Here is a 22310-nt window from a genome sequence, read left to right on the forward strand (position 1 = left end):
ACTCCAAAAAATAAAACGAAAAATACAGGGGGGGTATGAAAATGCCCCCACCCAAAGTTTCCGGTGGGCGGGGGCATCAAACAATAAAACTTAGAGGGCTGCTGCTACCTTGTTGGTGAACAGAACCAGACGTGATACGTAACCGAATTCGTTGTCGTACCATGCAACAACCTTAACCTGGTTGCCAATAACCTTGGTCAAAGGTGCATCAAAGATGGTTGAAACAGCTTCACCCTCGATGTCCTTGGACACGATGGGGTCGGTTGAGTACTTAATCAGACCCTTGAAGTCGCCTTCAGCAGCCTTCTGCATTGCTTCGTTGACTTCTTCAACGGTTACTTCGCGTGAAGCCTCGAAGGTGAGGTCGGTCAGTGAACCGGTGGGGGTGGGAACGCGAACAGCGAAGCCGTCCAGCTTGCCCTTGAGTTCGGGCAGAACCAAGCCAACTGCTGCTGCTGCACCGGTTGAGGTGGGAACCATGTTCAGGGCTGCTGCACGTGCGCGGCGCAGGTCTGAGTGAGGTGCATCGAGCAGACGCTGGTCTGAGGTGTATGCGTGGATGGTAGTCATCAGACCCTTTTCGATGCCGAAAGCATCGTTGAGAACCTTAGCCATGGGAGCCAAGCAGTTGGTGGTGCATGATGCGTTTGAAACGATGTGCATTGACTCTGAATCGTAGCTGTCATCGTTTACACCCACAACGAAGGTGCCGTCGATGTTCTTACCGGGTGCTGAGATGATAACCTTCTTCGCACCTGCATCGCGGTGAGCCTGAGCCTTGGTACCGTCGGTGAAGAAACCGGTTGACTCGATAACGATATCGATGTCGAGTTCCTTCCAAGGCAGGTTAGCGGGGTCGCGCTCAGCCAGAACCTTGATGGTCTTGCCATCTACAGTGATTGACTCATCGTCGAATGAAACCTCTGAATCGAGAGTGCCCATTACTGAGTCGTACTTCAAAAGGTGTGCAAGGGTCTTGTTGTCGGTGAGGTCGTTGAGTGCAACAATCTCAAAGCCTTCTGCGTGAGCCTGAGCTGCGCGGAAGAATGAACGACCAATGCGGCCGAAACCGTTAATAGCTACGCGTACAGTCACTGGATCTAACTCCTCGATATATCAGTGAATAATATGGACAGGATACTCCCAAGTGGAAGAACCCGCTGCCGAACTGGTTCGGTGTCTACCGAACCAAGCCCGTAGTGCAGGCTTACCCGTCCGGTTCACCTTTAACTATACCTTAGATAGTGTGAGTTTGGGTGGTTTTTTGAGGTTTTTTTAGGTTTATGCCCGTGTTTACCCGGACAACATGTGCGTTTTTGCGTGGGTTTAGACGGTTTTAAGCCAAAATTCAGCTTAAAAGCACCTCCTTTAGGGAGAATGCCGAGGAAATCCCACCTGTTCGCAACTAAGTAGACATGTGGGCTTGTGTGCTCCTCAACCACAAGACCCATGAGCCAAGCAGGCAGGCGCCCCTACTCATTTTCACCCTAGAGCTACAGCTTTTAAACACCAAAGAGGCTGACACCGATAAAAAGTGTCAGCCTCTTTGAAAGCTATCAGCGGGTAAAGCAAATCCTCTCTGCTTAGAGGTGGTGCCCTACACTCGCCTCAGTACCGGGAATACCCAGTTCCATCGCACGCTTGTCAGCCATCGCCAGCAGACGGCGGATGCGCCCAGCGATCGCGTCCTTCGTCATAGGCGGATCAGCCAAACGCCCCAGTTCATCCAGGGACGCCTGCTTGTGGGCTGCGCGCAACTCGCCCGCATAACGCAGATGTTCTGGCACCTGCTCCCCCAAAATCTCAAGAGCGCGCTCCACGCGGGCACCGGCAGCCACCGCCGCCTGCGCTGAACGACGCAGGTTAGCGTCATCGAAGTTAGCCAAACGGTTGGCGGTTGCCCGCACCTCTTTGCGCTGGCGGCGCTCGCGCCAATTCTCAAGGGCGTGATGAGCACCCATGCGTTCCAACAGCACACTAATTGTTTCACCATCGCGCACCACGACGCGATCAACACCGCGCACCTCGCGTGCCTTAGCCATAACCTCCAAGCGGCGTGCCGCGCCCACCAGAGCCAAAGCAGCTTCAGGACCGGGGCAGGTAAATTCAAGGGCGGACGAACGCCCCGGCTCGGTCAAAGAACCGTGCGCCAAAAATGCCCCACGCATCACAGCAGAAGCGTCCTCAACAGAACCGTTAACAACAGCAGGTGGCAAACCGCGCACCGGGCGACCGCGTCCGTCCAACAAACCAGTCTGACGAGCCAGCGACTCGCCCCCGTGATCCACACGCACAATATAGCGACCACCTCGACGCAAACCGCCACCGGTCACCGCCGTAATCTCAGCCTCATGACCATAAAGATCAACAATGTTCTGTTGCAAACGCACAGCAGTTGACTCAAGATCAACCTCAGCCTCAATGACAATACGCCCAGAAACTAAGTGGAGACCGCTCACAAAACGCAAAATTGTAGAAACCTCAGCTCTGCGTGCCGAAGATTTCGTAGCGTCGTAACGAGCTAACTCTTCCTTTACCGATGCGGTAAGAGCCATACCTGGCGTCCTCCAACTCATGTGTGCGGGTGTTCGTGAGTAACGCAGGCGCATATAGGCGCCAACGCATACCGGTCTATTTTATCTGCTTTTACCGCTATGGTGTGAATTAGGTTTCACCCGGCAAATAAATCGCGGTAAGCGGCACCCAGTTTGAGAGAATCGTGAACGCCGGCGGCATTGACCTGATGAACAGATGACCACTGCACAGTAGCACCCCATCGGGCGGCTGCCTCATCAAATGCCACCTGGTCGTGAACAGCTGCAGGGTCAGCGATGATTGCGTCAAAGCGAATCTCAGGAGCATAACGGTTCAGCACCGCAAGATGATCCTCAGCACTCATCTCACCGGTCTCATCACTATCGAGCTCTAAATTCATGACCAGGCACTTACGAGCGTCAGAATTACTAATAGCTTTACGAATCTCAGGTAGTAAGAGATGCGGTAGTACCGAGGTCATCCACGAGCCGGGACCCAGAATAATCCACTCCGCCTCATCAATAGCAGCCAATGCCTCTTCACATGCTTCAGCGCCCTCAGGGTGCAATCTGACATCGCGTACATAACGGGACTTCGCTAGCTGTGCCTGCCCGCTAATCTCAGTCACATGCCCCTGAGGATTATGGTTGGGAGCAACCACCCCAGAAATCACCAAGGGTTGACGGGACATCGGTAACACGCGTCCACGAGCATTCAACAGCGCCCCTGCCCAATCAAGACCAGCCACGGGGTCGCCCAAAAGCTCCCACAAAGCCACAATCAGAAGATTACCCAGGGCATGATTCTCCAGGCTGAAATTCTCGGGAGTGCTCTGATGGTGAAAACGATGCTGCATGACCTGCGACCATGTGCGACCCCACTCAGAGTCATCGCACAGTGCCGAGAGCGCCATACGCAAATCCCCCGGTGGTAACACATCAAGTTCGTTACGCAGAACTCCTGAAGAACCACCATCATCAGCAACAGTCACAACAGCCGTCAAATCATTGGTGACGTGTTTGAGCGCAGCCAAAGACGCGAACAAACCGTGCCCACCACCCAAGGCAACAACTTTAGTACTGATGAAGCCACCGCTCTCCGCTGACCCCAAAGCCTCACGCGCCTGAGGAATCCGGGACGAGACGGACATTATTCTCTACCCATATCTCGATGCTGAACATTCACGTTAATAGTACCCAGAGTACGCAGACGCTTGGCGAGCTCCTCCGTCACCGCAACACTGCGGTGCTTACCGCCGGTACACCCAATAGCAATAGTGGCGTAATGCTTACCCTCACGACGGTAGCCATCAAGCACCGGGCGCAGAGTCTCCACAAAACGCGATACAAACTCTTCAGTACCAGGATTACTGAACACATAGTCTCGCACAGCAACATCCTGACCGGTCTGCGCACGCAACTCCGGAACCCAGTGCGGGTTAGGAATAAAGCGCATATCAACCATCATGTTTGCATCCACCGGCGCACCATATTTAAATCCGAAACTAGTCAAGGTCAGATTCAGCAACTTAGGTCCCTGATGGTTGAACATCTCACGAATAGTGTGCGCTAGCTGATGCACGTTCTTACCCGACGTGTCGATGACCGTATCAGCCTTCATCTTCAAGTCTTCAAAAAGCGCACGTTCTTTAGTGATACCGTCCATAATGCGCCCTTCACCCTGCAAAGGATGCGGACGACGCTGCGCCTCATAACGAGCAATAATGTCTTTGTCTGAAGCATCCATAAAGAGCAGGGTCAGGTCAATATTCTCAGTGCGCAGACGCTCAATAGCACCGGCGATATCCTCATCCAGCTGCATAGAACGTACGTCAATACCCAAAGCCAACTTCGGCAGAGCCTCCGGGGCGTGAGCCACCACCTCCGCCAGCGGCTTGAGCATCTGCGGGGGCATATTATCAACAACGTACCAACCCTCATCTTCGAGAGTATTAGCCGCAGTGCTGCGCCCGGAACCCGAAATACCGGTGATGACAAGAATTTGAGGTTTGAGATCTTTAACAGCTTCCATACCACTTACCTGTTTCTTTTAGCTCGACCATGAACTATCGCTACCCACATCTGGGCACTTCTTATCTTACCTGGCTACCACACTACCGGCAGCAGGGTTTAGAGAACTTCCCCCGTTGTTAAGTTAACGCCACGAGCCGATACCTTACGGTGAGAACTCGCATCCCCGTTACCGCCTGCCGTTGCCGAAGAATCATCTTCCGCTGTTTCCTGAGCAAAATGAGCCAAAATCTTAGCAGCCATCGAAGGACCAATTCCGCTCACTTCCAACAGCTGCTCCTCACTCGCCTGAGATAACTGCTTGTAAGAACCAAAATGATTGACCAGCTGCTCCCGCTTTGCAGGGCCCAACCCGCTCACTCCATCAAGGCTTGAAGCTAACATCGCCTTGCCACGCTTAGACCGATGAAAAGTAATCGCAAAACGGTGCGCTTCATCTCGAATACGCTGCACCAAATACAACGCCGGTGAAGTACGAGGCAAAATCACCGGAAAATCATCATCAAGTAACCACAGCTCTTCAAGGCGCTTGGCGATACCCACCACATAAATATCGGTAATACCCAGATCACTCAGAGCTGCCTGAGCAGCAGCAACCTGAGGCTGACCACCATCAACCACCACCAGATTCGGCGGGTAAGCAAACTTTACCGGTTCTTTAGCATCGGCATATTCAAGGCTGACCTCGCCACTTGCCCGCGGCGCTTGCTGCCGCTCACGCGCGTCCTGAAGATAACGCTTGAAACGGCGATGAATGACGTCGTACATACTGGCAGTATCATCTCGCGCAGCATCACCGGTAATGGAGAACTTGCGGTAGTCACTCTTCTTCGGCAACCCGTCTTCGAAAACCACCATGGACGCGACCACGTGGGTACCCTGAACGTGCGAAATATCGTAACACTCGATGCGCATCAGTGGATCTGGCAGCTCAAGGCTTTCTTGCAACTCGACTAAGGACGCGCTGCGAGTAGTCAAATCACCAGCGCGGCGGGTCTTGTGCAGGCTTAGCGAATGCTTGGCGTTCTCAGCCACTGTGTGCATAAGTTCAACCTTTTCACCGCGCTGAGGAACAGAAATGCTGACCTTCGCCCCGCGCACACCACCCAGCCACTGCTCCAACTGCTCCTTGTTTTCAGGCAGAGCAGGAACCAAAATCTGCTGCGGAATCTCGTGCTGCTGATGGGCACGCTCCTCATCGGTGTTACCGGCAGCGACCGACGCCGCTACTTCACCGTAGACCTGTTGAAGCAGCTGCTCAATCAGCTCCGCGTCCGTAGAATCCTCAGTCTTCTCAACAATCCAGCCGCGCTGACCGCGAATACGACCACCGCGCACAAAGAAAACCTGAACAGCGGCCTCTAAATCATCTTGGTCATAGGCAAAAACATCAGCGTCCACTGAATCAGCCAGCACCACCGCATTGCGTTCAAAAGCCTTTTCAAGAGCTCCAATATCATCACGAAGACGCGCCGCTTTCTCAAAATCGAACTCAGCGGCAGCACTCTTCATTTCGTCTTTGAGGTGAGCAATGAACTTCTCAGCCCCACCCGCCATAAACTTCGCTAAGTCTTGAGCCAGCTGCTGATGATCTTCACGGGAAATCTTCTCAATGCAGGGCGCTGAACACTTATCGATATACCCCAAAAGGCAAGGACGACCGCTACGTTCAGCCCGGTTAAAGACCCCGTTGGTGCAGGTTCGCACCGGGAAAACCCTCAGCAAAGCATCTAGGGTTTCACGAATCGCCCACGCCTGCGAGTAGGGGCCGAAATAGCGCACGCCTTTCTTCTTCTCACCGCGCATCACCATCGCCCGCGGGTAGCGGTCTTTGAGGGTAATCGCTAGGTAGGGGTAAGACTTATCATCGCGGAAAGCAATGTTAAAGCGGGGCTTATACTCCTTAATCCAGGTGTACTCAAGCTGCAGAGATTCCAGCTCGCTGCCCACAATCGTCCACTCCACTGAGGCAGCAGTGTGTACCATAGCGTACGTTTTAGGGCTGAGGGACTTGACCTGGGCAAAATAAGAGTTCAGGCGGTTGCGCAAGTTTTTGGCTTTACCCACGTAGATAATGCGCCCAAACTCATCGCGAAAACGGTACACACCCGGTTGCGTCGGAATCTCTCCCGTTGCCGGGCGGTAGTCTTCGGGATTCGCCATAAAATCTTCTCTCCTCCACTAACCCCGCAGGGTTTTCTATCAACCGCACCAGAACGCACGACTCAGGCTGTACGGGCGGACGCGCCCCTGCACCGATGCTCTTACTGCCCGAAGGCAAATACTTAGCTTACGCCGCCGTCTCGTTCAGCTGAGGGTGAGACGTTATAAACATCTTTACGAGCTTGACCCGAAAGCGCCGCAATCTCGTCCATGATCGCTGCTGTAGTCTCTTTACGCTGCTTACCGGTCATTCGCTCCCCCGTCTTCTCAAAGTACAAAGGTTTACCCACACGAACGGTAAAACGGTGGGGGTAAATTTTGTTGGAACCGGGCTTCTGCAGCTTGTCGGTACCAATCAAACCGATGGGAACAACCGGGGCTCCGGTCATGTGAGCCAGCCAAGCAACACCGATCTTGCCCTTATACAAGTAGCCATCACGAGAACGAGTACCTTCAGGGTAGATGCCAAATACGCGGTCCTCATTCAAAACCTCAAGAGCCTTTTCGAGGGCTTTGGTAGCTTCTTTACGGTCCGAACGGTTGACGGGAATGATGTCAATTGCCTCGAACATGGCTTTCATCGCTTTGCCCTTGTAACCTGGGCTATTGATATACTCGCTCTTTGCCAAGAAAGCTACGCGTCGGGGCATGAGAGCCGAAATAAAGATAGAATCCAGAAACGCCAAATGGTTAGATGCCACAATGACGGGCCCCTCAGCGGGGAAGTTCTCCAGACCCGTGATGCGGGCACGAAAAACAGTGCGGGAAAGGCCGCTCACGGTTTTCTGAATCATCTTGTAGTACTGCACAAATCTTCCTTTGAGGTGTTCAGGGATCGCTCTGCCGTACCCCTAGCATCGTGCCCAGGTAAGAGCATCTGTCTGCACTAACTTTAACAGGTAAATACTTACCAAGTGATGCTGGTCAGAGCAACTAATTAAAAAATCTTCGATAGCCTATTTTTAAACATTTCGCAAACTATAGAATTTCTAGAGCCCTCTTGAAGCTCCCGTGTTCGCCAGCCTCATAAAATGCTAAACGATCAAATTTAATAATCTGATTTTTTAGGTGGCAATCAAACTCTTCAAAGACAAGACTCGGGATTTCCTCTTCATATGTTCTGCCAACTGTAACGTGCGGCTGAAACTCGTCAAAAAGATATCGATATCCATATTTTAGATAGTATTTTTTTTGGTTGAAACTATAACCAGTAAAATCTTTTTTAGCAATCGATGATTTATCAATAAATCTCTCAAGCAAAACCAACGCTTCCTCTTGGAATTCATAGATATAGTCACCAAAAGTAAAATTCATGAATGCCCAGTAAGAGGGCTGATATTTCAGACCATCAGCACGCCCCAGAATATCATTTTGATTTATTTTCCCCAAAACCTCTTTTAGAGATGACAGCTTCTCAACAGTTAATGGTTCTTCAAAAAATGGGCACTGCAAAATACTCACATGAGGAAGATTACTCTCCTTGCCCAATTTTATTCCGTAGAAAGATTCTGGAACCAATTTATTTTGAAAATCTATTAAAGTATCGCATGAATTTTCATCTGGCACCAAGGCAAGACCAAACAACTTAGACATCAAAAATCACCTTTTTACCAATTCGATATGTTTCAAATAAAATATGCTCAACAATTTTTTCGCAATCAAAACTTTCTTGCTCATAATCGAGAAAGCATTGATTTTTCAATAAATTTGAAACTTCTTTAACAAATTCAGAATTTCGACCATTCCGTCCCATATTGGTGTTGAATTTTTCCACCAAATCATCTTTTCCAATGTTCAGAGAATCCACGAAAGATTCCGAGCAAATTAGATAATTTTTTGCAGACTCAATAAAATGATTCCTTTGATTTGGTATTAGTAAGTCGAAATTTGTTAGTTCCTTGTAACCGTCAAGTCGTGCAGCAACTCTTGCATTCTGACCGAACATAATTAATGCATCAGGGGCAATCTGGAAAATTCGAGAATCTGGATCGGACCAGTCGACAACATTTTTGTCGATTTCTTTTGAAAAATCACTGTCTGCATCGAGCCATCGAAGGAGATTTATATACCTATCGGTAGTTTTTCCGACTACAACCTTATAATCATGTATTAAGTTTTTTATCTCAGATGGCGTTTTACCCAAGAGAGGATGCCCCGGTCGTACAGTAACGGCAAAGTTCTCGCCTCCCATTGACGGTTCAAGTTCAGTCAAGATAGTTAAAGCAGAGTCTGGTTTATTCGATAAATATTTATCTACTGCATTTTTATTATATACAGCTAAATCAATACTTCCATTCTCCACTTTTTGGATGATTGAGTCTCCCCAAACAACATCAATTGATCGTGCCTTTACTTTTTCATTTTCAAGCATCTCATATATGCCGCATGAATACAGATAACCAGCTACGACAACCAACCGAGGACGAGCAATATTAACGGGCTTAATGTCATCTGAAAATATTTTTTCGCTTTCCTCACCTCGGAACGCACTTGTAGGAGGTAAAAATACTCTAGATTCCTCATCCCTGCGACGACGGTTTCCAATTTTAGCGATTTTAATTTGCATGGCTGACCTTTTTTATCTCTAAATCAATATCTTTTACTGCCTCTAAGCCTCCGCTGAGCGTCTTCTTCCAATGTTTCCCAATAGAGTCTACGAAGAAGAGCTCATACCGAACATCAGACTCATTACTAATTAATCCCGAAGGTGACCACGGGAATATATGTTGACCAGGAGGTATGATTCCACCATCAGTTGAATCTACCAATTCAAGTGTGTAAGCACCGTCAGCCGTCGGATATTTTATGAATAAGGCCCACTTCCAAATTGGGTTACTGGCGTTATTAATACTTATGATTTCCCATTCATTCGCACCTTCCGCTGCCTGAACCCAAACAGAAATATTGGTTCTCTCCTCGCTGTTTCTTTCACGACGGTCTTTGTACCAAAAGTACATAGCAGTACCCGCCGCAACCGCAGAAGCCAGCCCAGAAACCCAATCTGCAACAGACCCTATCTCCAATTTGTCCCCTTTGATAGTTGCGTACAGCACATATTTTACTGTATATTTAGCATCTCTTTGAGGAAGGCACCGGTGTGTGAGCTCTCTACCAAGGCAACATCTTCGGGGGTTCCCTCAGCGATGACGGTACCGCCACCAGAGCCACCCTCGGGGCCCATATCGATAATCCAGTCAGCACTCTTAATGACATCGAGGTTATGTTCAATCGTGATAACAGAGTTACCCTTTTCAACCAACCCCTGAATCACCATCAGTAGCTTGCGAATATCTTCAAAGTGCAAACCGGTAGTCGGTTCATCAAGTACGTAGATGGAACGCCCGTTGGAGCGTTTCTGCAGTTCAGAGGCGAGCTTGACGCGCTGAGCCTCGCCGCCCGACAGAGTAGTCGCAGGCTGACCCAAACGAATGTACCCCAAGCCCACATCAACCAAGGTATTGAGATGACGGGCGATAGGAGTGAACGCCGCAAAGAACTCAGCAGCCTCAGCCACGGGCATCTCCAAGACATCAGAGATACTCTTACCCTTGTACTTTACTTCCAGAGTCTCGCGGTTGTAGCGCTTGCCGTGGCAGGTTTCGCAGGGCACATAGACATCGGGCAAGAAGTTCATTTCAATCTTCAAGGTACCGTCACCGGCACACGCCTCGCAGCGTCCGCCCTTAACGTTGAAAGAAAAACGACCAGGCTGGTAACCGCGCACCTTTGCATCGTTGGTCTCAGCAAAGAGCTTGCGGATGTTATCAAACACGCCCGTGTAAGTTGCCGGGTTTGAACGCGGGGTGCGACCGATAGGCGACTGATCAACATGGATGATTTTATCCAGGTGATCCAGACCGTCGATGGACTTATGGCGACCCGGCACCTGCTTAGCACCGTTGAGTTTATTGGCTAGAGCGGTGTAGAGAATGTCATTAACCAAGGTCGACTTTCCCGAACCCGAAACACCGGTCACTGCGGTAAGCACGCCAAGCGGGAAAGTGACGTCCACATTTTTCAGGTTATTTTCGCGCGCCCCGCGCACGGTGAGGCGGCGCTTCTTATCAATGGGACGACGACTAGCAGGGGTCTCGATACTACGACGACCTGCCATGTAGTCACCGGTGATGGAGCGTTCGTTCTTTAGCAACTCCTTGAAGGTTCCTGAGTGAACTACCTCGCCGCCATGCTCACCTGCTCCGGGCCCCACGTCAACAATCCAGTCGGCTTCTTTCATGGTGTCTTCATCGTGCTCTACCACGATGAGGGTGTTGCCCATATCGCGCAGCTTAGTAAGAGTTTCGATCAGGCGGCGGTTATCGCGCTGATGAAGACCGATGGACGGCTCATCAAGGACGTAGAGCACACCCACCAAGCCTGAACCAATTTGGGTTGCCAGACGGATGCGCTGGGCTTCACCACCCGAAAGAGTACCGGCAGCACGCGCTAGGTTGAGATAGTCTAAGCCCACATCTAGCAAGAACTGCAAACGAGCATCAATCTCTCGCAGTACCTGCTCGGCGATCTTCTTCTCGCGGGCACTCAGCTCTACGGTTCGTAAAAACTCCAGAGCTTCGCGCATGGGCATTTCGGTAACATCAGCAATAGATTTACCGTTAATCTTGACCGCCAAAATCACGGGGTTAAGACGCGCACCGTTACAGGCGGGGCAGGCGCTTTCGCGCATGTACTGCTGGTACTTATCTTTAGCCCAGTCAGATTCAGTTTCTTCGTGCTTACGCTTGATGTAGGCAACCACGCCCTCAAAACCTGAGGTGTAGCGGCGCTCACGACCAAAACGATTCTTATAAGCAACGGTGACCTTGTAGTCTTTACCGTTGAGGATAGCTTTTTGAGCTTTCTTAGGCAGGTCTTTCCACGGGGTGGTCAAGTCAAAGCCGAGCTCCTCTCCCAAACCCGCTAGAAGGCGCAGCCAGTACTCTGTGGTTGCTTTGCCCTGTGACCAGGGAGTGATGGCACCCTCTGCCAGCGACAGGTCAGTGTTGGGAATCAGTAGGTCTTGGTCGACCTCTAGGCGCGAGCCGATACCGTCACACTGGTTGCAGGCACCGAACGGTGAGTTGAAGGAGAAAGCACGCGGCTCAATCTCTTCAAGCTGAATGGGGTGATTATTGGGGCAGGCCAGGCTCTCGCTGAAGCTCTGACGGCGGTCTGCGGCGTCCTCATCGCGGTCTACGAAGTCGACCAGGACGCGTCCGTGGGCGAGGCTGAGAGCAGTCTCTACAGAATCGGTGAGGCGCTGGGTGATGCCCTCTTTAATCACCAGACGGTCGATTACTACCTCAATGGTGTGTTTGAACTGTTTTTCAAGTTTGGGCGGATCGTTAAGTTGGATCTGTTCACCGTCAACGATGGCGCGTGAGTAACCGGCGGTGGTCAGCTCTTTGAAGAGATCGACAAACTCACCCTTTCGAGCGGTCACCACGGGTGCCAAAATCTGCAGGCGGGTGCGCTCGGGCAGTTCCATAACTTGGTCAACGATTTGCTGCGGAGTTTGGCTAGAAATCAGCTCGCCACATTCGGGGCAGTGGGGGTGACCCACGCGTGCCCAGAGCAGACGCATGTAGTCGTAAATCTCGGTGATAGTACCTACGGTTGAGCGCGGGTTCTTCGAGGTAGATTTCTGGTCGATAGACACGGCAGGTGACAGACCCTCAATGAAATCAACGTCAGGCTTATCTACCTGCCCCAAGAACATGCGCGCGTATGAAGACAGCGACTCCACATAGCGGCGCTGCCCCTCAGCAAAGATAGTGTCAAAGGCAAGCGAGGATTTGCCCGAGCCCGAAAGGCCCGTAAAAACAACCATCGCATCGCGCGGAATCTCAAGATTGACGTTCTTCAGATTATTCTCGCGAGCGCCCTGCACCACGATGCGGGTGAGGTCATTAGGTTTGTGGGTGCTTGCCATGCGGCGCGTCCTCTCATTGCCTATTGGTTTCGAACATATATTCTATCAGCAGAGCGCAAGTGGTGAGCGGTTTATTTTCACGCTCACAGTGAAAGGGGGCATGGCGGTGGTGATGCGCGGTACGGTGGTTGCATGAGCACTTCACAGATGATTTATAACGGTGAACATTACACTATTCGTTCCATTTCGGTTTCTGAGATGGAGAACAATGTCTATCTGCTGACCGCTAAAGAGGACGGTTTGCAGGTTTTGATTGATGCGGCAGATGATGTGGACGCTATTGAGAAGTTCGCGGCGGACGCGCTGGCGCAGGACGTATCGGATGAGGGCGAGCCGGTGGGTGTTGTGGCTATTTTGACTACCCACGGGCATTGGGACCATATTCGCGCTCTGCCCGCTGCTGCGCGTCTCTTTGATGCCACCACTTACGCGGGCGAAGATGATATGGATGCAATTGCCGAGCAGGAGGGCTTCAACGTGGACATGCCGGTAGATAGTACGGTTGTTCACTTCGGAGACATCGCGCTGGAGGCAACCAACCTGGTGGGTCACACTCCCGGCTCCATCATGTACACGCTGACCGATGCTGAGGGCGAGCACCCGGCGTTCCTCTTCACCGGCGATTCCCTCTTCCCTGGCGGTGTAGGCAAGACCAATTCCCCCGAAGACTTCACCTCGCTCATTAGCGATGTGGAGCGAGAAATTTTCGGCAAGCACGCCGATGATGCCGTTGTTCTGCCCGGTCACGGCAAGTCCACCACGGTAGGTAACGAGCGTCCGCACTTGGACGAATGGAAAGAACGCGGCTGGTAAAGCCTCTAACGGAGAGACTCTGCGCGTGGGCGTTGACATAACGCCCACGCGTTGCTTTAAAGACACACGAGGCTGGAAGGACGCCAACGCCCAGTTTATGGACGCCGAGCCTTGCTAGAAGAGCCCCACCATCGTTCCATTCTCGTCAAAGCCGATGCGCTCTGCCGCCGGGTGCTTGGGTAGTCCGGGCATGGTGCGCATGGTGCCGCAGATAGCGTAGACGTAACCTGCGCCGGCTGCCAGGCGAACCTCACGCACGGGCAGGGTCCAGCCGGTCGGGGCGCCCTTGAGTGAAGCGTCCGCCGAAATGGAGAGATGGGTTTTAGCAATCACCACGGGAAGCTGCCCGTAGCCTAGCTCTTCATACAGCGCCAGCTGTTTGCGGGCGGTGGGCGTTACCTCGATACCGTCAGCGCCGTAAACGCCGATGGCGACCTTCTCTATCTTGGTCTCTAGTGAATCTTCATCGGCGTAAGTGTAGACCAGTTCGCTGGCATCATCGCATGCTTCAGCCACTGCGTCCGCCAACTCGGTAGTGCCTTTACCTCCCTCAGCCACACCGCGATGTACCGCAACGCGGGCACCCGCCTCACGCGCAATCTCAGCAATCGCCTCGTGCTCTGATGCAAAGTCGGTGGGGAAAGCATTGATAGCTACCACCGGTTGAACACCGAAGCTACGGACAATCTCAATGTGTTTGATGAGGTTGGACGCGCCAGCGCGTACGTCCTCAGGGCTTTCAGTCAGCATACCCTCGGGCAGGGGCTTACCGGGAACAATTTTGTACAGACCAGAGTGCGACTTCAGAGCGCGAACGGTGACAACCAGTACCGCAGCATCAGGCTGAAGACCGGAGACCCTGCACTTGACGTTGAAGAAACGCTCAGCACCCATATCTGCACCAAAACCCGCCTCGGTAATCACGTAGTCGGAATGTTCCAGACCCACATAATCAGCTACTACCGAAGAGTTGCCGGTGGCAATATTGCCAAAGGGCCCGGCGTGAATGAGGGCGGGGGTCTTCTCAAGTGTCTGCATGAGGTTGGGGTTGATAGCGTCCTGCAAAATCACCGCCATGGCACCGTCTGCCTTCAAATCTGCGGCGGTCACTGGCTGCCCCTCATAGGTAAAGCCAACGACGACGCGTGCCAGACGCTGCACCAAATCATCGAAGCTGGTGGCAAGGGAGAGAATCACCATGATTTCTGATGCCGAGGTGATATCAAAACCGCTCTCACGTACCACGCCGTCCATGCGCTCGCCCAGCCCAATTACCACGTTACGCAGGGCACGGTCATTCATGTCGATAACCCGTCGCCAGGTAATAGAGCGCGGGTCTAACCCCAGCTCGTTGCCCTGATGCAGGTGATTATCAATCATTGCCGCCAGCAGGTTATGGGCAGCCGTGACAGCGTGAAAGTCGCCGGTCAGGTGCAGATTGAGTTTGTCCATGGGGATAATCTGCGAGTACCCACCGCCAGCTGCACCGCCCTTGATACCAAAAGTGGGGCCCATCGAGGGCTGACGCAGGGTGAGCATGGCACGACGTCCAGTGGCAGCCATACCTTGTGCCAACGAGACGGAGGTTGCTGTCTTGCCTTCGCCCAGAGGGGTGGGGGTTACCGCGGTAACCACTACGTACTTTGCACCGCGGGCACGCGCGTTGGCGGCAGTGGTTGTTTCATCGAGTGCAACCTTGGCAACGTACTTACCATAGGGTTCAAGACGTTCGGAGTCGATGCCTGTTTCTTGAGCGATGTCGGTAATCGGATGCAGGGTTGCAGCCTGGGCGATTTCAAGGTCTGAGGGGAAAGGGGTGCTCACGGGGTAACCCTCCATTGGGTCTTGTTACAAGTTTTTTCTGCAACGCAGGTTTTTGTCGCAGCTCACTTATAGTCTAATCGAAAGTGAGCTACGACCCACCGAGTGGATAAAGTTCCCTCCTGCTAAAAACTGCCCGATTCCACAGCAACTAGAGTGCAGCAGATACTATGCCCTAGCAAAAATCTCAGCGGGGCTACCTTCGGCAATGAGCTCACCGTTTTCAAGGAGAACAGCACGGTCAGCGAGGGAGGCGATGCGCGCGTCATGGGAAATAATGATGACCGCTCGCCCCTGCATGACTGCTGCCAAAGACTCCCGCGCATCTGCCAGATCAAGTTGGGTGGTGGATTCATCGAGAATGACCAGGTGCGGGTTTGCCGCCACAATACGCGCCAGGGCAAGCTGCTGTACCTGGTCGCGGGTGAGTTCAAAACCGTTAGCACCAACCTCAGTTGCAAGCCCCTGTGGCACCTCATCAACCCAGTGGGCACCCACAGCGTGCAAGGCGGCAATCTGTTCCTCGGCGGTAACATCCGGTGCTGCGACGGTCATATTATCTGCAAGGGTGCCAGCAAACAGGTGGGCTTCTTGGGTACAGATGAGTAGACGCGGACGCGCGTCCGCCCCGTGGTCTGTGGGGTAAAGACCATTGCCCACCAGGTGACCGGCAACCGATATGGTGCCTGAATCTGCGGTCAACGAACCAGCGATAAGACGTGCCAGGGTGGTTTTGCCTGATCCTGAACGCCCCACCAGGGCGAGGCTTTCGCCGGGCTGAATCTCAAGATTAATACCTCTGATGACAGGCTTTTCGGGATTGTAGCCGTAAACCACCGACTGGCAGCTCACGATACTATTCTCCCCACGAGCACTGGCTACAGTATCAGCAACTGATTCTTGATGAACCAAAGACCTGCGGCTCTTTTGCTGCTGCGCCAGGTCGATAACGCCAAAGACCCTGCCCATCGTGACCGACATTTCGCGGAGCTTATCGAGCCAGTACGTGAAGATATCGGCGTTCACACGCATACCAAAGAGCATAATCGATGCGGTGGCGGCATCGCCCCAGCTCGCCCAGCCACGTTCAACGCAGTAGGCACCCCACCCCACCGAAAGCAGTAGGGGCATGTAGGCGTTGAAACCATCGATTGCCCAGTAGGTGGCGCGCAGCCCCACCATTCGCCGGGAGATTCTGAAAACGTCCTCGGTTCTGGCGCTTTGAACCTCTTGACGTGCCTGCACCACCCCGAGTTCACGAATGGTGCTCGCCCCGCGCATATTCTCATTTGCCACCACGGTGAATGCCGACATTGCTTCGGTGCGGTTGAGCGTTAACCTACCGATTTTGGGAAGGAAAATCGAGAGCATAATTGCCATGAGTACGAACATCGGCACGGTCACCAGCCCAATGTAGGGGTTTACCGCGAAGATAGTGGCTGCGGTGAGCAACATGTAGACGGTGATGTACATGCACTCGGGCAAACCTTGCGCCAGGGTTTGGCGAATTGAATCAACGTCATCGGTCAGGCGTGAGAGCAAGTCACCAGCACCCGCGTCCTCGACCGTTTGCGCGTCCAGGGTCAGAGCTGAGCCCACCATGTCAATGCCGAGATCGCGGTTAAGGCGAATACCAATTTTCTGCCCTTGGAAACTCCAGGCGCGGGTAAGTAGCGCACCAGCAACGACAGCGAGCGCGATAGCTGCGATAAAGCCCCAGGGAAATCCGGTGAGGTACCCGAGGGATGCCGCGTCAATGAGCCTGCCGATGATGACAGGAGTAGCAAGGGCGGTGAGTGAGCTCAGCACAAAGAGCACCAGCAGGGCAACAAATTGTCCGGGTGTTTTCAAGACGTTGCGCATGAGCATGCGCCAGGTGATTTTGGTGGGGGCAACAGGCAGTAAGTGTGACATGGTGTGACTCCCCTACTTACGAACGTGAACTGAGGCGCGCGGGGTCTGTTCGATTTTTTGAATGGAGCTGGTGATAGCGTCGCTATAGTCGCGGGCGGTTGCGTGGTCAGAAGCACAGCCGGTGATGCGCCGTTCGGTCTCCATGGTGGTGCTGATAATGTACACGGTGCGCAGATGGGTGAGTGGAAAGGCTGTGCCCGTTCGTTTCTCTAATTCGTCAAGAATGAATTTTTGGCTGGGCTCGTCCACGGAGTTGAGCGGTTCGGTGAGCACCAGAATCTGCGTGTTCTGGGCGAGAGCGCGAGCAAGGGCAAGTCGCTGACGCTGACCGCCTGAGAGATTAGCGCCCTCGGCGCTGATACGCGCTTGCAAGTATTCTTGCGGGTTGGTGCCACCCAGTCGGTGGGCGATTTCTTCGGAGTCGGTGAGTTTGAGTAGCTCAATCATGCCTTGGGTCTCTAACCCGGTGGTTCCCAGTTGCAGATGCTCAGCCAGGGTTCCGGCGAAAATCATGGGGTTGGGTTCTGAGAGCAGGATGCGCTCCCCCTGCCTCTGTTCTGATGGGGTACGCAGGGCGCGGGTGAGCGCCTCAGCGTAGTCTTGGGCAGTCATCCCAAAATCGCGGGGGTTGATGTACACAACCGGTGAGGTGGCAGTGGGAACCTCAACGCTGGCAGGCAGGGTGCTTGGCACTACGCGACGGGCGTCCGCAACATCGTGGGTGAGCTGATCGACCCTGCGCAGGGCAACGCGCGACTGACGCCAAGCAAACAGCAGCATCTCAACCGACCAGATAGGGCCTGTCATGATGTTAATCAAGCCTGCTACGGTCACAAGCTGACCTGCAGGAATATCGGTAATCCAGATGCCCGCTGGCGCGCTACCGCGCACGGCAAAAGCAATAGCAAGCAGGGTCACGGTGCCGACCAAAAAGTTACGCGCAGCATACGACCATGTTTGTACCTTTTCTAGCCGAAGCTGAGAGTCGTGCAACTCATGTGCGCTCGCTGAATATCGCCTCATCATACGTTCTTGGGCGCCCAACCCCAAGATAGTGCGAATGGATGAGGCGATATCGCCGGCTTTAGAGGTATTCACGCCCACTTTTTCGCGAAAAACCTCAGAGTGAGCTTCGAGAATCTTCGAAATACGGGTCAGCGCAAAGACGGTGAGAATCAGCCCCACCAGCACGATCACTGCCACCGGCGGGCTAATGATCCACAGCTGATAGGTACACATGATGGCGGTGCCAACTGCTGATGATGCCATTATGACAGGGTGCCACAGTGCCCCTAGAGTGCGTGAATCCTTATTCAAAAGAGCAATGAGGTTTCCTGTATCTTTGACCGGAGCCTGCGCTGCTAATCCAGAAATGTGCAATCGCCAGGCGCGCTCTAAAGCGGCGATCACCTTGAAGGTAGTGCCCCAAGTGAAGATCTCATTGAAGCAGAAGTAAAGCACAATCAGTACCAGCCACTTCATCAGTGACCACGCCTCATCAACCTGCCCAGCGATATGCAGATCAATAATGCGCCCCATGAGCACCGGCATATAAGCCACCGATAGCACCGAAATAAGATCGGTGATGAAGGGAATCAAGTACAGTGGACGCCACCGCCACCCCGGCGGCGCAACGCGAAACTTAACTGACGCGTCCGCGCTTTTAGCCGTCTCAGATGAGCTTGATGATGCCATGTGCTACTTCTAGCCCTTCCTGATGCCGCAAAAACGAACAAAAATTGCGCTGAATACGCACTTAGTATACAAGGTATCGATCGTTCCCTTTATTGCGCGGCATTGCGGTCACGCCTGATGCGTTCTTGTACCTCGGCGTTGGAACTAACGATAAATATTTTCTGTTTGGCAGAAAGCAGGGGGTGCTTTTTGATCCGTTTTTCAAGCAGAGAGTAAATAGCTGCCTCGTCTTCGGGTGATACATGGGTAAGGGGTTCGCTGAGAATCAACACATCGGTATCTTGAGCATAGGCGCGAGCAAGGTTCAGGCGCTGTGCCAGGCTCTCCTGTTCCCGCGCGTCTATCCCCTGCGTTTGAGATTCCTCTGCTTCACGTTCATCTAGGGCAACCAGCTGCCGTAACTCTGTTTTCTCGGCATCGTTCAGGGGCAGGGTGTCAATGAAATCTTCATCAGTGGACGCGGTGGCTTGCGCGTCAATCACCAGGATGCGAGTGCCCGGCTGATCCTGCTGGAGACTGTAAGCTAGCGCCTGCGCGTACTGGTCGGCTGTCAGCGATTCATCGGCAGGGTTCTGATAAACCACCCGGTGGTGGGTCTGAAAAGGGGTGATACGGGGGTATTCCATGGTTGTAGCTCCCTTTGTAACGGCGTGGAAAGTGTCGATTTCTTAGTTTAGAGCGAAATGAGCGGCTGATAGCGTCTCAGCGGTCAAAGGTTGAGGCATTGTGGGCGGTACAGTAGGTAACATCATGAATATTCTTGAGTACCTCTCACCCAAACTGGCAAAAAACGAAAACCACTATTTTCGCGGGGACTTCGCGTCGAACCCACTCAGTGGCGATGAAATCTACGAAAACTTTCTAGAGTGGATTGCCACTCGCGGCATGGAGCTCTACCCTGCCCAGGATGAAGCTGTACTCGAAATCGCCCAAGGTAATAACGTCATCCTGGCGACCCCCACCGGTTCGGGTAAATCCACCGTTGCTGTTGCGGCGCACTTCACCGGGTTAGCTACGGGCCAGCGCTCTTACTACACTGCCCCCATCAAGGCTCTGGTCTCTGAGAAGTTCTTTGATTTAGTGGCGATTTTTGGCGCGGAGAATGTTGGCATGGTTACCGGTGACTCCTCCATTAACGCCGATGCACCGATTATCTGTTGCACCGCCGAAATTCTGGCAAACGTGGTCTTGCGCGAAGGCAAAGACGCCGATGTGTGCCAGGTTGTCATGGACGAGTTCCACTTCTACTCAGACCCCCAGCGCGGTTGGGCGTGGCAAGCGCCACTGCTTGATTTGCCGCAGGCACAGTTTCTGCTGATGAGCGCGACCCTCGGTGATACCAGTCGTTTCGAACGTGAAATGACCGAGCTTACCGGACGCCCCACCGCCCTAGTTACCTCCACCACGCGCCCGATTCCCCTGCACTACTACTACTCCACCGACACCGTGCAAGAAACAGTCGAGGAGCTGGTCTCTACCCGGCAGACTCCTATTTACATTGTGCATTTCAGCCAGTTGCAGGCAATTGACGCCGCCACTGCCCTGCTCAGTATCTCTATTGCGTCCAAAGAAGATAAAGAGCGCATCAATGACTTGCTGGCAGATTTCAGATTCATGCCGGGCTTCGGCAAAACCCTACAACGCCTGGTCAAAAATGGTATTGGCGTCCACCATGCCGGTATGTTGCCCAAGTACCGCCGCTTGGTCGAGCAGCTGGCGCAGGCTGGGCTACTCAAGGTTATCTGCGGTACCGACACCCTGGGTGTAGGTATTAACGTGCCTATTCGCACCGTGCTCATTACCGCTTTATCTAAGTTTGACGGCAACCGTACCCGCCGCCTCAAAGCCCGCGAGTTCCACCAGATTGCAGGACGCGCCGGACGCGCCGGTTTCGATACCGCAGGCACGGTGGTGGTACAGGCACCCGAGCACGATATCGAAAATGCCCGCCTCGAAGAAAAGGCACGCACCAAATTCGCGGGCGATGAGAAGAAAATGGCGCAGTCTTTGCGCGGCAAGAAAAAGAAACCTCCCCAGGGCTTTGTGGCATGGAGCGAAAAAACCTTCGACCAGTTGGTAGAAGCCAGCCCCGAACCACTGACGTCATCTTTCAACGTTACCCACTCCATGTTGCTCAATATCTTGCAGCGCCAGGGCGACCCCTTTGAAGCTGCGCGACTGTTCTTGCAAAACAACCACGAGCCGCCAGCTAAACAGCGTCAGCTCGTGCGCAAAGCCCTCGGCATTTACCGGGAGCTGTTGGCAGCAGGGGTTATCGAACGCTTAGCCGAACCCGATGAGTTTGGGGCGCGCGTCCGCCTCACCGTTGATTTGCAGGAGAACTTCGCCCTCAATCAGCCACTCTCACCCTTTGCGATGGCATCACTCTCGCTGCTTGATCCCGAGTCACCCAGCTATGCACTCGATGCGGTATCTGTGATCGAGGCAACCCTTGAAAAACCACGCCAGGTGCTCATGATGCAAGAGAAGAAAGCTAAGTCTGAAGCTCTTGCAGAAATGAAGGCTGAAGGCATGGAGTACAACGAGCGTATGAACGAGCTCGACAACATCACCTACGCCAAGCCCCTTGAAGACCTGCTGGAACAGGCATTTGAAACGTATTCATCGTCTGCGGCATGGGTGCGCGAGTTCGAGCTCTCCCCCAAGTCGGTGGTGCGCGATATGTACGAACGCGCCATGGGCTTCGGTGAATACGTGCAGTATTATTCACTGGATCGCTCCGAGGGTATCTTGCTGCGTTATCTCTCTGATGCGTACAAGGCACTGCGTCAGACCGTGCCTCTCTCAGCTCTCACCGATGAGCTGACCGATATCATCGAGTGGCTGGGCGAAATTATTCGCCAGACCGACTCCTCACTGGTTGATGAGTGGGAGGCGCTGGCATCGGGCAAGAATTACCAGCCCAAGGAAGAAACCTTGGAGGAGCTGGTTGCTGAAAAGGCACCGTCCGTTCTTGATAATTCCCGCGCTTTCAAGGTGATGGTACGCAACGCCATGTTCCGCCGCGTGGAACTGTTCGCTGATGAGCGCGATAAGGTTCTGGGCGAGATGGACGCCGAATCAGGCTGGGATGCTGACCGCTGGGCAGATGCTATGGACGATTACTTCGACGAGTACGATGACGTATTCTTGGACGCGGACGCGCGCAGCCCGCGCCTACTCACCATCGACGATAAGGTCAGCGAGCACCCCGGCATCTGGAAGGTACGCCAGGTTATCTCAGACCCCGAGGACAACCACGACTGGGCAATCACCGCCGACATCGACCTGGACGCCTCCGAGAAGGCTGGTTCGCCGGTGGTGAAGGTCGTGAGTGTGGGTAGCTAACTTTTTCTAAACCCCGCGAGAGGACGGATGTACATCATTTCCCCGCCGAAATTTGATGC

16 protein-coding genes are annotated in these 22310 nt (G+C 53.2%); 2 read left to right on the top strand and 14 right to left on the bottom strand.

Translation table 11 applies throughout. The features are described 5' to 3' along the window. Positions 1-90 precede the first annotated feature (90 nt). From gap to uvrA, 10 genes are all read right to left on the bottom strand, one after another. Positions 91-1095 (bottom strand): type I glyceraldehyde-3-phosphate dehydrogenase, encoded by a 1005-nt coding sequence (gene gap / locus JR346_RS05785; RefSeq protein ID WP_204876069.1) that lies wholly within the window; start codon positions 1093-1095, stop codon positions 91-93. 488 nt (positions 1096-1583) lie between these two features. After that, on the bottom strand, positions 1584-2555 hold the full coding sequence (whiA, locus tag JR346_RS05790; protein ID WP_204876081.1) for a DNA-binding protein WhiA: 972 nt from the start codon (positions 2553-2555) through the stop codon (positions 1584-1586). Between the two features lie 116 nt (positions 2556-2671). Then, the gene (gene yvcK, locus JR346_RS05795; RefSeq protein WP_205481927.1) at positions 2672-3685 is read right to left on the bottom strand and encodes a uridine diphosphate-N-acetylglucosamine-binding protein YvcK; all 1014 of its coding nucleotides are present in this window, start codon (positions 3683-3685) and stop codon (positions 2672-2674) included. Further along, entirely contained in the window at positions 3685-4566 is an 882-nt protein-coding gene (gene rapZ, locus JR346_RS05800) for an RNase adapter RapZ (protein ID WP_204876086.1), read from the bottom strand. The genes yvcK and rapZ overlap by 1 nt, the downstream gene beginning before the upstream one ends. 98 nt (positions 4567-4664) lie before the next feature. Then, a complete protein-coding gene (gene uvrC / locus JR346_RS05805) occupies positions 4665-6728 on the bottom strand; it encodes an excinuclease ABC subunit UvrC (RefSeq protein WP_205481928.1) in 2064 nt (687 codons plus the stop codon). A gap of 122 nt (positions 6729-6850) precedes the next feature. Beyond that, positions 6851-7522 carry a 1-acyl-sn-glycerol-3-phosphate acyltransferase gene (locus tag JR346_RS05810; protein ID WP_205483902.1) on the bottom strand — a complete coding sequence of 224 codons (672 nt, stop codon included), beginning with the start codon at positions 7520-7522 and terminating at the stop codon, positions 6851-6853. A gap of 184 nt (positions 7523-7706) precedes the next feature. Beyond that, positions 7707-8321 (bottom strand): hypothetical protein, encoded by a 615-nt coding sequence (locus tag JR346_RS05815; protein ID WP_205481929.1) that lies wholly within the window; start codon positions 8319-8321, stop codon positions 7707-7709. Then, the gene (locus JR346_RS05820) at positions 8314-9294 is read right to left on the bottom strand and encodes a hypothetical protein (RefSeq protein ID WP_205481930.1); all 981 of its coding nucleotides are present in this window, start codon (positions 9292-9294) and stop codon (positions 8314-8316) included. Before JR346_RS05820 ends, JR346_RS05815 begins: the two co-directional genes overlap by 8 nt. Next, the gene (locus JR346_RS05825; RefSeq protein ID WP_205481931.1) at positions 9284-9781 is read right to left on the bottom strand and encodes a hypothetical protein; all 498 of its coding nucleotides are present in this window, start codon (positions 9779-9781) and stop codon (positions 9284-9286) included. The genes JR346_RS05820 and JR346_RS05825 overlap by 11 nt, the downstream gene beginning before the upstream one ends. A gap of 5 nt (positions 9782-9786) precedes the next feature. Further along, positions 9787-12660, bottom strand: a complete 2874-nt coding sequence (gene uvrA, locus JR346_RS05830; protein WP_205481932.1) for an excinuclease ABC subunit UvrA — start codon at positions 12658-12660, stop codon at positions 9787-9789. 132 nt (positions 12661-12792) lie between these two features. On the opposite strand from uvrA, the gene JR346_RS05835 reads away from it, so the two are divergent. Further along, positions 12793-13473 carry an MBL fold metallo-hydrolase gene (locus JR346_RS05835; RefSeq protein ID WP_239478540.1) on the top strand — a complete coding sequence of 227 codons (681 nt, stop codon included), beginning with the start codon at positions 12793-12795 and terminating at the stop codon, positions 13471-13473. Between the two features lie 114 nt (positions 13474-13587). On the opposite strand, the gene JR346_RS05840 is transcribed toward JR346_RS05835, so the two are convergent. The 4 genes from JR346_RS05840 to JR346_RS05855 form a co-directional block, all read right to left on the bottom strand. Further along, a complete protein-coding gene (locus JR346_RS05840) occupies positions 13588-15297 on the bottom strand; it encodes a formate--tetrahydrofolate ligase (RefSeq protein WP_240333882.1) in 1710 nt (569 codons plus the stop codon). A 165-nt stretch (positions 15298-15462) separates the two neighbouring features. Continuing rightward, complete coding sequence (locus JR346_RS05845; protein ID WP_205481933.1) at positions 15463-17208, bottom strand: ABC transporter ATP-binding protein; 1746 nt, start codon at positions 17206-17208, stop codon at positions 15463-15465. A gap of 12 nt (positions 17209-17220) precedes the next feature. Further along, positions 17221-18903, bottom strand: coding sequence for an ABC transporter ATP-binding protein (locus JR346_RS05850; protein ID WP_204876102.1), 1683 nt, complete (start codon positions 18901-18903; stop codon positions 17221-17223). A gap of 89 nt (positions 18904-18992) precedes the next feature. Then, positions 18993-19529 (bottom strand): hypothetical protein, encoded by a 537-nt coding sequence (locus tag JR346_RS05855; protein WP_205481934.1) that lies wholly within the window; start codon positions 19527-19529, stop codon positions 18993-18995. A 124-nt stretch (positions 19530-19653) separates the two neighbouring features. On the opposite strand from JR346_RS05855, the gene JR346_RS05860 reads away from it, so the two are divergent. Beyond that, positions 19654-22251, top strand: a complete 2598-nt coding sequence (locus JR346_RS05860; protein WP_205483904.1) for an RNA helicase — start codon at positions 19654-19656, stop codon at positions 22249-22251. The last annotated feature ends 59 nt before the right edge of the window (positions 22252-22310 follow it).

This window comes from Rothia sp. ZJ932 (genome assembly GCF_016924835.1).
Taxonomy (GTDB): domain Bacteria; phylum Actinomycetota; class Actinomycetes; order Actinomycetales; family Micrococcaceae; genus Rothia.